Genomic DNA, 12,844 nt, shown 5'->3' with positions numbered 1-12,844 from the left:
GCGGCTCATCAGCTCGAGAAGGGAAACGTGAATGCATCTGCCGATGAATGGCGTCCGAGTCCTCGAGGTCGCGCAGTACACCTTCGTGCCGTCGGCAGCCGCGGTGCTCGCCGACTGGGGCGCCGAGGTGATCAAGGTCGAGCACGCCGAGTATGGCGACGCCCAGCGTGGCCTGGTCAGCGTGATGGGACTCGATGGCGGGGTGTCTGGCTGCTCATTTTTCCCGGTGATGGAGGGACCCAATAGGGGTAAGCGCAGCGTCGGGATCGCGTTGGACCGTCCAGAGGCCGGGCCGGTACTTGCGAAGCTCATCCAACGATCGGACGTCTTTCTGACCAACTACCTACCGCGGGCACAGGCGAAGCTTGGCATCGATTGTCGCAGCATTCGCGCTTTGAACCCCGACATTATCTACGTGCGGGGCAGCGGCTTTGGTCAGCGAGGTCCCGAGCGCGATAAGGGTGGCTACGACTCGACGGCATTCTGGGCGAGGGCCGGGACGGGCGACGGTGTGACCGAACCCGGCGCCGACCAGATGCCGCACATGCCGACGGGCGCCTTCGGCGACAACATCGGTGGCGTGACGATCGCCGGCGGCATCGCCGCCGCGCTGTACGCGCGAGCGACCACTGGGCAGACTTCGGTGGTCGATGTATCGCTGCTGGCGGTGGGCGCGTGGGCCATGCAGTTCGCGGTCAACCTCGCGATGCTGGTGGGCGGACCACCGCCCGAGTCTGTGCAGCCCCGTCACGGCTCGGCGCGCAACCCGTTGAGTGGAACGTACAAAACCTGCGACGACCGCTGGCTGATGCTCACGATGTTGCAACCAGGCAAGTACTGGCCCGAGTTCTGCACGGCCGTCGGGCGACCGGAGCTGGCCAGCGATCCGCGATTCACCGACGCGGACTCGATTATGGCCAACGCAGCCGAGGCGGCGGAGATCGTCGCAGAGATCATCGCCGAGCACGATTTCGGACACTGGCGCGCGGCCCTCGACAACGTGCGGGGGCAGTGGGCCGCGGTGCAAGATCCGTGGGAGGTCAGCCAGGACACCAGCCTGCGCGTCAACGGCTATATCACCACCGTCACCGATGCCGACGGCAAGGAACGCGAACTGGTCAACAACCCGGTGCAGTTCGACGAGATTCCGACGCAGCTGCGGCGCGCGCCTCAGTTCGCCGAGCACACCGACGACGTCATTCGTGAGCTGGGTTTCACCGAAGAGGAGCTGATCGAGCTGAAGATCGCGGGCGCAATCACCTAACCCAAATCAGAGAGCGCCGAAGGCGGCCGTGGCCGCGGTCGTTAGCGCTTATTGGGGCGCAACGGTGAAAAGCGCTTGCATCGCCCGCATCTCGGCCAGGCCAGCGCGCGCTGGACCGATGTCCGTCGCGTCCGCAGCCGCGATTCGACCGCTGCGGGTCAGGTGGCGCTGATTAAACTTGTCAGGGCGACGGCCCGAGCGTCCGGTGAAGAATCAGCAGCCGCGGCAACGTCGCCCCCGTCGTTCGGCGGATGAGCAGCGGAAGATTCTCGCCGCGGCGCGCGAGCAGCGAGCCCGTGTCGACGCTTGACGACGCGGTCGTCAGCCTGGTCGCGGAACGAACCGCTCGTTAGTCGTTGCCGACCCCGATCTGTGCCCTAAATCTTTGAAACAGCAGGCTATCCGCGCAATCGCTATTTTGCACTTGCCCGTATCAAAATATCGTCCGAGGTCTTGACGGAGTCTGGAGCCTACGTCTAGGGTCCGTCGTAAGTAGGCGCCTACTTTGGAGGATCCATGATCTATCCGGCGTTCCAGCCCGACTGGTCAATCAGCGCAACCTCAAGCCTGGCGGCCGAGATCGTCTTGGGCGCTGCGGGGCTGGCGTCGATCGGCTACTGCGTCAGCGTGGCGCGCCGCGAACATAAGGTCTGGCCGCTGTGGGTGATCGTCGGCTCGATGCTTACCATGCTGTACGAGCCCTTCACCGACATGCTTCTTGATTGCGGGTACCCAAGGGGACCCCGGTTCATGATTCATAACTGGTTTGGCCACGATGTGCCGCTCTACATTTTCTTTGTCTACATCTTCTACTTCGCCTTCCCTGTGACATGGCTCTACCAACGTCTGGAGGCGGGTGTGACACAACGTCAACTCTGGAAATACACCGGTGTTCTTGTGCTAGCGGCCGCCTTGTTCGAACCGTTGCCTGTTGCCCTCGGGTGGTGGCGCTATTGGGGCAACCAGCCGCTCAACTTCACAGGGCTGCCTCTGAATTGGTGGTTCACAAACGGGACCTGCGTCATGGCTGCGGCCGTCGCCATCTACCTGGTCCGCAGACATCTGCTGAGCAGCGATCGTCAAACATGGGTCTTCGCGCCCCTGATGCTGTTGGCACTATGGGCATCGAAGTGCCCCGACATCCCAATGGTGTGGATGATGAGTAACACCGAGAGCATATTGCTGCGTACCCTGGGGTCTCTCGGCACTGTGGTCCTCTCCTTCGGCCTGCTCTGGGGCATGATCCGTGCTGTCGCGGTCGATTGGCATCCCGCGAGCGAGCGTCGGCGCTATCCCATCGCGAATGAACAACCAGTGGGACATGGGCAGATATGAGCATGAAGCGAGGAACGCGACGTTGACCTCGGCGCGACTTCAAGTCTGTATGCATGGTAGAAGTCGCACTCCTCCTACGGTTTTCGAAATTGCTCGACAGCTTTGCCCGAAATGAGCCCTCTTCGGGCCGGGTTTTATCTGGACCAACTCCGCGGTCCGATCGCGGGCGAAGGTAAACGATGACCACGCTTGCGGCACCGCATTAGATGCACGCCGACAATCAGCTGCTGTGGATCTTTGCGACGGCCAACCTCGTTGTCGCGCTGGCAATTACCGTATGGGTGCTACGGCGCCAGCGCGCCCAGGGCGGCCACTTGCGCCTTGCCATCTCGGTACTCGCCGGCGGTCTGATCTCGCCGCTGGTCTGTCCGCTGTGGGACCACCTCACCCACACACTCCATCGACGAATAGGCACATGCCACACACGGTCATTGTCGCGAGATCGGGGTCGAAGTCGCGGTGTGCCCAGCTCGGCAGGTTCGTGTCGATGCTCTCACGAAGCTTGCCAGTGCAGGCTGGAAACGGTCGCGATAGAAGGCTTTCCCGCGTTCGGAATCTCCGAGCACGGCAAGCAGCAGGGGAGCGATGTCACCCATCGCTTCGAGGAGCTCGCAGACGAATCCTTCTGCCACGGTACGGACTTCGAGATCCGGGTTGCAAGGCGGCGCAGACTGCTTCCTCCAGCGGTCGGGCGACCGCTTCTTCGAACATCTGCTCTTTGGTGCTGAACGAGCGGTAGAGCACGGCGTCGTTGACATCGGCTTCGGCGGCGATCTCGCGGACGGTCGCGCCGGCGTATCCGGAGGTCAGGAAGACGGGGCGCGCCGCGCTGAGGATCTCCTGGCGGCGTTCGGCCTGGGACCGCCGAGATCGGCGCTGCCGGGCTTCTTTTGTTGGCGTGGGCATTCTTCGGAGTGCACTTGACAGAAGTGAGCGCCTACTTCACTGCAAGCGATAAACTCTGAGCCCGTATGTGGGTCAGCGCGGGTCGCGGGGCAGCCCGAGCAGTCGTTCAGCCAGCATGACGCGCAGTACCTCATCCGTGCCGCCGGCAATCCGGTAGCCCAGGGCTCCCATCAGCCAGCGGTTCCATCCGTAGGTGCCCCATTCACCGGTGTCGGCGACGAACGCTGGTCCAAGTAGCTGGGCGGCGAGTTCGCCTATGGCGCGCAGAGATTGAACCAGGAACAGTTTGTCGATCGCCCGTTCTGTGCCGACCAGCTCGCCGTCGGGCACCGCTTCCATGCGGATCTGCTGAAAGCGAGCGGTCTGAATGCGGGTGAACACCTGCGCCCAGGCCTCGCGCACCATCGGGTCGTCGTCTCGCCCCGACCGGACAATCAGCTGCCACAACAACTCGACGGCGCGCACGTTCGTCTCGTGGTTGCGGTCGCCAGTCGAGCGTCGTTCGGCTGCCAGTGTCTTCGTGGCGACCTTCCAGCCGTCACCCTCGGGGCCGATGCGCATGGTGTCGTCCACAACCACATCGGTGAGGAAGACTTCGCAGAAGCTGGCGCCGCCGGTCATCTGGCGCAGGGGGCGGACATCAACGCCAGGGGCGTCCATCGGGACGAGGAACATGGTCAGCCCCCGGTGCTTGGGCGCCTCCCGATTCGTGCGTACCAAAGCAAGGCCGAGATCAGCGAACGTGCCGTTGGACGTCCAAACCTTTTGTCCATCGATGTGCCATCCGTCAGCGCGGCGCTCGGCACGCGATCGCACTCCAGCGAGGTCGGAGCCCGCCTCTGGTTCGCTGAAGAGTTGGCAGGCGATGATGTCACCACGCCTAATGCCAGCCGCGCAGCGGGCCACCTGCTCGTCGGTGCCGAAGTCGGTGATGGCATGCCCGACGGTGCTCAGCCCGATGCGGATGGGGTTCATGTCCGGTATCTCGAATGCGCCCTCGATCGTCCGGTACAGGCGTTCATAGGATGCCGGAAGGCCACGGCCACCGAATCGTGTGGGACCGGTGATCCAGCCGTATCCGGCAGCCCAGCGTTTGCGTTGCCATTGCTGGGCGGCGCGGGCTTCCTCGCGCTCCTGCTCACCCGAACTCTCGTGGAAGAGGGCGAGCCCCTCATCGCCCTCACCCCACAGAGCCGATGCCGCGACGCGAGGACGCGCGTTGGCGGACAAGAACTGCAGCGCTTCCCGGGCGAAGCCACGTTCGGCGTCGTCGGCGGCCAGGGCGAGCAATCCCTCATGCGCAGAAGCGTTTTCAGGCTGGCCGGCGGGGTCACCGCTGGCGGTTCGGGTGCGCGCGGCCTCTTCGACGACGCGGGCTCGGTGCGTGGAGCCGGTGCCGAACAGCGCGGCAGACGACAGCGCCCGCTTGTAGTACAGATGCGCGGGATGCTCCCACGTGTAGCCGATCCCGCCGTGCAGTTCGATGTTTTCGGTCGTCGCATACACGGCGGCATCGGTGCACTGCGCGGCCGCGAGGTGGGCGAGCATGACCCGGTCGGTTGCGCCAGTGGCGACCGCCGTCGCCGCGGCCTGCGCGGACGAGGTGGCACCCTCGACTGCCAGCAGTATGTCTGCGCATCGGTGTTTGACGGCCTGGAACGATCCGATGAGCCGTCCATACTGCTCGCGCACCTTGGCGTACTGGACTGCCATGTCCAGCACCTGTTGTGCGACGCCCACACACTCGGCGGCAAGAGCGGTGAGAAACACCGGGAACGCCGCAGCCAGGGCGGCGGCTGCGCAGTCGGGGCCACCGACCGGACGGGCGCGGGCGGCCTCGAGGCGCACCCGGTAGAGCGGGCGCGTGAGATCAAGCGTCTCCTGCGGTGTCACGATCACGCCGGGCTGATCGCGCTCGACGACGAATAATCCGACGCCGTCCTGCGAGGCGGCGAAGACGATGATGCTGTCACTTGCGCTTGCCCACGGCACAAAGCTCAGCTCGCCGTCGGCCGTGGTCACCTCCGCCAATCGCGCCCGACAGACAGTGCGCGACAAATCGAATCCGCCGTCGGCGACCGGAGGCGCCACCGTCGCGACAAGGTCCCCGCCGCACAACCCGCTCAACAATTCTTTGTAAGCATCCGCATCGCCACTGGCCAGCAGCAGCTGCGTGGCTAGCACCGATGTGAGCAGTGGTGCCGGCAGCAGCGCGCGGCCGGCCTCGATGAAAACGACGGCTTGCTCCAGGCTGCCGAAGCCCGCGCCGCCGAACTCCTCGGGCACGGCGAGGCCCTGCAGTCCAAGCTCTTGACCCATCCGATGCCACAGCCGTCGGTCGAATCCATCCTCGGAGTCGATGGCGCGGCGCACGTGCGCCTCGCTGCATTCGGCGCCCAGGAACTTACGGACGGTGTCGGCGAGCTCGCGCCGTTCGGCGCGTGTGGTCAGGACGATACCGGTCACACCCAGCCCCTCAATAAATCGGTTACTACTATAACTATATAAAAGGTAGTCTTGGGATGCGAAAGATGCCAGCGGCAGGAGGGCCGGCACATGGTCGGTGCGAGTAGCGAGCAGACCGGCGGCGTCGTGCTGCGCGAGGACGCGTCGGGCGTGGCCTACCTCACGCTGAACCGGCCGGACAAGCGCAACGCCCTTGACATCGCGACGTTTTTAGCTCTGGAAGCCCACGTTGCCGAGGTGGAGAAGGCGATCGAGACGATCGGTGCCGTCGTCATTCGCGGCGCGGGACGGTGTTTCTCGGCGGGCGCGGACATCTCGGGGCCGACCCGGGCACCGCGGCGCAACTTCCAGGCGTCGGTCATCGAGCGGCTGGCCAACCTGCCCCAGCCCGTCGTGGCCGTGGTGCACGGGCACTGCGTTACCGGCGGACTCGAACTCGCACTGGCCGCCGACCTCATCCTGGCCGCCGAGTCGGCGCGATTCGCCGACACGCATGCGAGGTTCGGGCTCGCCGCGACCTGGGGGCTCACCCAGCGCCTACCACGACGGATCGGACCGTATCGCACCCGCGAAATGATGTTCACCGGAAGGGTTTTCGATGGCCGCGAGGCCGCGGAGATCGGCCTCGCATCGCGCTGCGTCCCCGACGCCGACCTCGAGTCCGCAACCGCCGAGCTCGTCGAATCGATCACGCGGGGATCGTGGTTCAGCCACCGGGAGCATAAGCAGGCGCTGTTGCGCACCGACGGGATGGCGCTGTCGGCGGGACTGGCCGACGAGAGTTTTCGGACACAACGGGTGGCGCCGGACTTCGCCGAACGCGCGGCGGAGCGGTTCGTGCGGTGACCGAGACGGCTCAAGAGCACTGAAGGTGCCCGAATTTCCTAGGAAGACAGGAGGATTGATGTGACGGTGAAACCTACCGGGCACCACGTCGTGCCCCGGCCGGTTCGATCATGAGCCTGCCGGCCGAGCTGCGGGACAGGTTGACCCTTCCCGCGATCTGTGCGCCGATGTTCCGCGTCACGGGCCCGGCGCTGGTGCGCGAAGCCTGCCTGGCGGGCATCATCGGCGCGCTGCCGCGCGCCAACGCCGGCAGCGAGGAAACTTTCGCCGAGTGGCTCACCACGATCGATCGCGACCTGCAACGGGCCTCCGAGCGGGAGCCGTCGCGACGGATCGCGCCAATCGCGGTCAACCTGCGGATCGCGATGGGCGGCGCGGACTTCGACCGGCAGCTGCGGCTGTGCGCCCGCCACGGTGTGAAGATCATCATCACGGCCGGTGGCGACCCGACCGAGGCAACCCGCCGGGTCCACGACCACGGCATGTTGCTGTATCACGACGTCACGTCGCTGCGGTTCGCCGAGAAGGCCATCGCCGCGGGAGCCGATGGGCTGACCTGTATCGGCGCGGGCGGCGGTGGTCACTCCGGCACGCTCGGACATCTGGTGCTGGTGCCCAAGGTGCGGACGATGTTCGACGGGACGATCGTGATCGCCGGTTCGGTCTCCACGGGTGCGGCCATCCGCGCGGGCGAAGTGCTCGGGGCCGACCTGGCCTACCTCGGGACCCGTTTCATCGCGACCCGCGAGTCGGACGCCGACATCGCCTACAAGCAGCTCATCGTGCAGAACAGCTCGACGGATCTGCTCTACACACCCGACATCGCCGGCGTGCCCGCGAACTGGATGGTCGAATCCATGCGACGGCTGGGTCTGGATCCGGAGAATCTGCCCAAGCCGCGGCGAGGAGGCCGGACCTACGACCACCTTCCGCCGCAGGTGCGACCGTGGAAGACGCTGTGGTCGGCGGGCCAAGGCATCGACCTGATCGACGACATCCCGAGCGTCGCCGAGCTGGTCCTGCGCCTGCGCGCGGAGTACGTGGCCGCTTGCGGGCTGCCGGACATGAGCGCGCGGGCGAGGTTGACGACCGCCGAGGCCGGCGTGCAGGCGCTCTGACTCAGGCGGCGCGCTCGGCGGTCAACAGCATCGTCCCCGCGATCGGCCCGCCGCCGTTGGACACCGCCACGACCTGCGCGCCCGCGACCTGACGGTCCCCGGCTTGCCGGCGCAACTGGAGCACCGACTCGTGCACCAGTCCGTAACCGTGCAGCCGGCCCGCCGACAGCTGCCCGCCGGCAGTGTTGAGTGGTAGTTCGCCGCCGAGGCTGATGCGCGATCCGCCCTCGACGAACGCGCCGCCCTCCCCGGGCTTGCAGAACCCCAACGCCTCCAGCCAGACCAGGGCCAGCACGCTGAACCCGTCATAGAGCTGGACGGTGTCGACGTCGGCGGGCCGCAATGCGGTGCGGCTCCACAGGTGCTTGGCCGCGCCCGTCGCGGCCATCTCGGCGAGCGCGGGCTGCTGGTCCCACGAGTAGCGGCCGCGGAACGCGGTCCCGACGGCATCGACATAGACCGGGCGGGCGCTCAGGTCGGCGGCGGTGTCTGCGGCCGAGACGATGACCGAGGTAGAGCCATCCACCGGAACATCGCAGTCGAACAGGCACAGCGGCCAGGAGATCATCCGCGCCGCGAGGTAGTCATCCAGGGACAGCGGATCGCGGTAGACGGCAAGGGGATTCAGCGCGGCATGGCGACGGCAGGTGAGCGGGATCTGGCCCAGCTGCGCGCGGGTGGTACCGAACTCGTGGAAGTGCCGGGTGGCCAGCATGGCCAGCCAGTTGGACGCCGACGGAGCCCCGAATACGCGTGACCACCCCATCACATTCGGCGGGGACTCCCCGTCTGGGTCGTAGACCGCCGCGCGCCCGCTGCCCCGCTGCGCCGTCGATTCGGTCACCGTGCGGTAGACCAGCACATGGCGAGACAGGCCCGCCGAGACGGCCATCATGGCCGCCACGATCGCCGACAGCTGGCCGGGCAGTTCGGCGGACCCCTGGAACCAATTCGGTTGCAGCCGTAGCGCATCGATCACCGCGCTGGCCGGTGGGCCGGCGTATCCGAACGAGGTGAGGCTGTCTCCACCCGGATACGTGGTGATCCCGTCGATGTCCTCGCGGCGCAATCCGGCGTCCTCGATCGCGGCCAGGGCCGACTCCACGGTGAGGTCGATCGCCGAGCGTCCCAGCCGACGGCCTACCGCGGACTGCCCGATGCCCGAGATGACGGAGTCGTGCTCGAAATGGCGGCTCATGGGGCCACCGGCCGGAACAGCGGGTAGTACAGGCCGTGGCGGTGCAGGAACGCCACCTCCACCCGGTCGCCGATGCGCACCGACCAGGGGTCGCAATCGACGATGTTGGTGGTCAACCGCAGATCATCTTGTTCGTCGATGCCCACAATCGCGATCACATACGGCTGCTGACCGGGTGACCACTGTTGGACGTTGACCGTGTAGGTGAGGACGGTGGCCAGTCCCGAAACCGGCTGGGGACCCACGTCGCGGCGCAGGCACCGCGCGCAGGCCGACCCGCCCGGATGAGTCCGATAACCGCATGTCGCACAAGTCCAGAAGCGCAGCACGCCGTCGGCTCCGCTGAGCCAGAAGAAGTCGTTGGCGCCGTCGAGGCCGAACCGCTCCCGATGGAGCAGTGGGTCGGTCTGAACGAATCGATGAGTGATCGCGGTCATTGCCCTTCGTCCTAACGACACGGTATATAGGTATAACAGTAACCTAAAATGGCTGGGTCCGGATCGTTCGTCCTCGGGGTCCATCGGCCGTCCAGACTCCAGGAGGTCCGCATGATCATCGACGGTGCCGTCGCATTCGTCGCCGGGGGTGCCGGCGGGTTCGGCGCGGCGACCGCACGCGGGTTGCATGCGGCGGGGGCGACCGTCGTCGTCGGTGACCTCGACGAGGTCAAGGGCCGGGCCGTTGCCGACGATCTCGGCGAGCGCGCCGTGTTCATGCGCACCGACGTGCTCAGCGAAACCAGCGTCAAGGCCGCGCTGGCCACGGCCGAGGAGCTCGGGCCTGTGCGCATCGCGGTGGTTGCCCACGGCGGCACCGGCTCACAACGCACTTTGGACCGCGAGAACAAGCCGGCCGACCAGGAGCTGTTCATGAAGGTCCTCACGGTGTTCCTGGGCGGCACTTACAACGTCGTGCGACTGGCGGCGGCCAGCATCGCCAAAAGCCAACCGCTCGCCGAGGGGGAACGCGGGGTCATCATCACCACCGCGTCGATCGCGGCGTTCGAGGGCACCATCGGGCAGGCCGCTTACAGCGCGGCCAAGGGCGGCGTCGTCGGCATGACGCTGCCGATCGCGCGCGACCTGGCTCCGATCGGAATCCGGGTGGTGACCATCGCGCCGGGCACATTCCTGACGCCCGCCTTCGGGGACGCAGACCCCGAGGCGCTCGACGCGAAATGGGGCGCGGCGGTGCCGTTTCCCAAACGCATGGGCAGGCCGGCCGAATACGCCCAGCTGGCACAACAGATCGCCGAGAACATCTACCTCAACGGCGAGACCATCCGCCTCGACGGGGCATTGCGGTTCACCGCGCGTGGGGTGGGCTGAGTCATGGACACCACGGGCGGGGAGTTGGAGCGTGGGCGCGACGGCCACGTCGAGATACTGACGCTGAACCGGCCAGAGCAGCGCAACGCGCTGAGTCCCGCTCTCCTCGAGCAGCTTTCGGCCGCGTTGGCCGACATCAAGCGCGACGCCGGGGTGCGGGCGGTCGTGCTCACCGCCGCGGGGAACCGGGCGTTTTGCGCGGGCATGGACCTCAAAGCGTTCGCGGCCGGGGGAGTGCTGCGGGACATGGCCGCGACCGTTGAGTTCACCGAATTCACCCGCGGCGAGCACGCCAAGCCGGTGGTCGCCGCGGTCAACGGCGCGGCGGTGGCGGGCGGCTTTGAACTGGTGATGGCGTGCGACCTCGTGGTGGCCGCCGAGCACGCCCGATTCGGCCTGCCCGAGGTCAAACGAGGCCTATTCGCCGCGGGTGGCGGAGTCGCGCTACCCGCCCGGGTGCCCCTGGCGGTCGCACTGGAACTCGGGCTGACCGGAGAACCCATCGACGCCGAACGCGCCTACCAACTCGGCCTGGTCAATCGAGTTGTGCCCGCGTCGCAGGTGCTCACCGTCGCCCTTGATCTGGCACACGCCATCGCCGGGAACGCGCCACTCGCCGTGGCCGCGACGAAGGCGATGATGCGGGCGACGATCACGCAGAGTGCATCCGAGGCGCTGAAGATGGTCGAGGAATACCGCGAGCCCATCTTCGGCAGCATCGATGCTCGTGAGGGCGCGCTCGCCTTCGCCGAACGCCGCCCGCCGCGGTGGGCGGGACACTGACTCCCGCGACGGAGCTCTACGCAGCCGACTCAGCAATCCGTAATGAAACCGAGGTGGATCATGTCCGATGCCGTCATCGTCAACGCCGTTCGCACCCCGATCGGCACGGCCTTCAGGGGATCGTTGACCGAGACGCCGCCCGAGGAGCTGGCGCGCATCGTGCTCGCCGAGGCCGTGCAGCGCTCACAGCTCGACCCCGCGGCCTTCGATGACATCGTCCTAGCGGAGTCCAATTACGGCGGCGGCGATCTCGCCCGACACGCGGCGGTCGAGGCTGGTCTGACCCAGGTGCCCGGGCAGGCGGTCAACCGGCACTGCGCCGGGAGCCTCACGGCGGTTCAGGTCGCCGCCGGGGCGATTCACGCAGGGATGGACCGGGTGATCGTCGCCGGCGGTGTCCAGTCCTCCTCGCTCAATCCGGCGCAACGGCGCCGAGTGGTCGGCACCGCCAACGACTGGATCGAGGACTGGGCCAGCCCCGCCCATCCCGACACGGCCGAGGCACCCAATCGCGACATGAGCATCACCGTTGGCTGGAACACCGCCGTCGAGGCCGGGATCAGTCGAGAAGACATGGACGCCTGGGCATTTCGTTCGCACCGGCGGGCGGTCGAGGCCATCGACCGAGGCGCATTCGATGACGAGATCATCCCGGTGCGGGCACGGCAGCGCGACGGCAGCGTGAAGGACTTCGGCACCGACGAGCACCCGCGACGGTCGACGTCGATGGACAAGCTCGCCTCACTCAAGCCCATTCATCCAGAGATCGAGGGTTTCTCGATCACTGCCGGGAACTCCAGCGGCGTCAACGATGCGGCGGCCGCGCTGACCGTGGTGTCCAGCGACGTGGCTCGGGCGGAACGATTGCAGCGGCTTGCCACGGTTCGGGCGTGGGCCAACGTCGGGGGCCAGCCCCGGCTCAACGGATTGGCCGTGATCGACTGCGTCCACCGCGTCCTCGGCCGTGCCCGCCTAAAGATGTCCGACATCGCACTGTGGGAGATCAACGAGGCCTTCGCCAGCGTGCCGATCGCGGCATGCCGGGCACTGGGCATCGACGAGGCGATCGTGAACACCAGTGGTAGCGGGTGCAGCCTGGGGCATCCCGTCGCCGCCTCCGGCGCCCGGATGCTCACGACGCTCACCCACGAACTGCGCCGTCGGGGAGGCGGCTACGCGCTGGCGACGATGTGTGCCGCGGGCGGGCAGGCTGGGGCTATTGTCCTCCAGGTGCACTGATCCGTGGCCGCAGGCCGAACCGTTGCATGAAGACATCAGCGGTTTTGGCGTGTTGCTCGTAGCGATGTGTGCTCGCCTGCAGTGAGGCCAGTCGCCGTTTCGACTCTTCCAGTGCCTTCGGGTCAGCGCCGGATGCCTCGAATTCGGCGATGCGCTGGGACTCAGCGACGATCTCCTCCGAGAGCCGAGCCGCCACTTCCCGGTAAGTCAGCAGGTCATAGTCATCTTGAGACTCGTCGCGACTGACCAGTTCGGGCTCTCGGGCAGGCGTCATCGACGGCTTCTCCTCGTCGTCACCAGTAATTTGACAATCATAGATCGGATTAACCTTGAAGCCCGATCCCGATTCATAAATAATCAT

General features: G+C 66.5%; 12 protein-coding genes. 7 read left to right on the top strand and 5 right to left on the bottom strand.

Going from position 1 to position 12,844, the window contains the following annotated elements:
• The first annotated feature begins 31 nt into the window (after window positions 1-31).
• Window positions 32-1,264: a CoA transferase gene (locus VNW74_RS25200; RefSeq protein WP_325681909.1), complete on the top strand. Its 1,233-nt coding sequence runs from the start codon at window positions 32-34 to the stop codon at window positions 1,262-1,264.
• A 516-nt stretch (window positions 1,265-1,780) separates the two neighbouring features.
• Window positions 1,781-2,599, top strand: coding sequence for a hypothetical protein (locus VNW74_RS25195; RefSeq protein ID WP_325681907.1), 819 nt, complete (start codon window positions 1,781-1,783; stop codon window positions 2,597-2,599).
• 588 nt (window positions 2,600-3,187) lie between these two features.
• On the opposite strand, the gene VNW74_RS25190 is transcribed toward VNW74_RS25195, so the two are convergent.
• The gene (locus VNW74_RS25190) at window positions 3,188-3,505 is read right to left on the bottom strand and encodes a helix-turn-helix domain-containing protein (RefSeq protein ID WP_325681905.1); all 318 of its coding nucleotides are present in this window, start codon (window positions 3,503-3,505) and stop codon (window positions 3,188-3,190) included.
• Window positions 3,506-3,577: 72 nt separating this feature from the next.
• Entirely contained in the window at window positions 3,578-5,971 is a 2,394-nt protein-coding gene (locus VNW74_RS25185) for an acyl-CoA dehydrogenase (RefSeq protein WP_325681903.1), read from the bottom strand.
• A gap of 90 nt (window positions 5,972-6,061) precedes the next feature.
• Between VNW74_RS25185 and VNW74_RS25180 the strand changes: the two genes are divergently transcribed.
• A complete protein-coding gene (locus VNW74_RS25180; RefSeq protein WP_325681901.1) occupies window positions 6,062-6,817 on the top strand; it encodes an enoyl-CoA hydratase/isomerase family protein in 756 nt (251 codons plus the stop codon).
• Window positions 6,818-6,927: 110 nt separating this feature from the next.
• Window positions 6,928-7,935, top strand: a complete 1,008-nt coding sequence (locus tag VNW74_RS25175; RefSeq protein ID WP_325681899.1) for a nitronate monooxygenase — start codon at window positions 6,928-6,930, stop codon at window positions 7,933-7,935.
• A 1-nt stretch (window position 7,936) separates the two neighbouring features.
• On the opposite strand, the gene VNW74_RS25170 is transcribed toward VNW74_RS25175, so the two are convergent.
• A complete protein-coding gene (locus VNW74_RS25170; RefSeq protein WP_325681897.1) occupies window positions 7,937-9,133 on the bottom strand; it encodes a thiolase family protein in 1,197 nt (398 codons plus the stop codon).
• On the bottom strand, window positions 9,130-9,570 hold the full coding sequence (locus tag VNW74_RS25165) for a Zn-ribbon domain-containing OB-fold protein (protein ID WP_325681896.1): 441 nt from the start codon (window positions 9,568-9,570) through the stop codon (window positions 9,130-9,132). Before VNW74_RS25165 ends, VNW74_RS25170 begins: the two co-directional genes overlap by 4 nt.
• 111 nt (window positions 9,571-9,681) lie before the next feature.
• Between VNW74_RS25165 and VNW74_RS25160 the strand changes: the two genes are divergently transcribed.
• Genes VNW74_RS25160 through VNW74_RS25150 form a run of 3 tightly spaced genes read left to right on the top strand, consistent with a single transcriptional unit; the run spans window position 9,682 to window position 12,483 of the window.
• On the top strand, window positions 9,682-10,461 hold the full coding sequence (locus VNW74_RS25160) for an SDR family NAD(P)-dependent oxidoreductase (RefSeq protein WP_325681894.1): 780 nt from the start codon (window positions 9,682-9,684) through the stop codon (window positions 10,459-10,461).
• Between the two features lie 3 nt (window positions 10,462-10,464).
• Window positions 10,465-11,244 carry an enoyl-CoA hydratase-related protein gene (locus tag VNW74_RS25155; protein ID WP_325681892.1) on the top strand — a complete coding sequence of 260 codons (780 nt, stop codon included), beginning with the start codon at window positions 10,465-10,467 and terminating at the stop codon, window positions 11,242-11,244.
• 60 nt (window positions 11,245-11,304) lie between these two features.
• The gene (locus VNW74_RS25150) at window positions 11,305-12,483 is read left to right on the top strand and encodes a thiolase family protein (protein ID WP_325681890.1); all 1,179 of its coding nucleotides are present in this window, start codon (window positions 11,305-11,307) and stop codon (window positions 12,481-12,483) included.
• Here the strand turns inward: VNW74_RS25150 and VNW74_RS25145 are convergent.
• Complete coding sequence (locus tag VNW74_RS25145; protein WP_325681888.1) at window positions 12,461-12,757, bottom strand: hypothetical protein; 297 nt, start codon at window positions 12,755-12,757, stop codon at window positions 12,461-12,463. The two genes, VNW74_RS25150 and VNW74_RS25145, sit on opposite strands and share 23 nt — an antisense overlap.
• Window positions 12,758-12,844: the final 87 nt, after the last annotated feature.

The sequence above is a fragment of the Mycobacterium sp. genome (assembly GCF_035570115.1).
GTDB lineage: Bacteria > Actinomycetota > Actinomycetes > Mycobacteriales > Mycobacteriaceae > Mycobacterium.
This window is presented reverse-complemented; position numbering and strand designations above follow the sequence as displayed.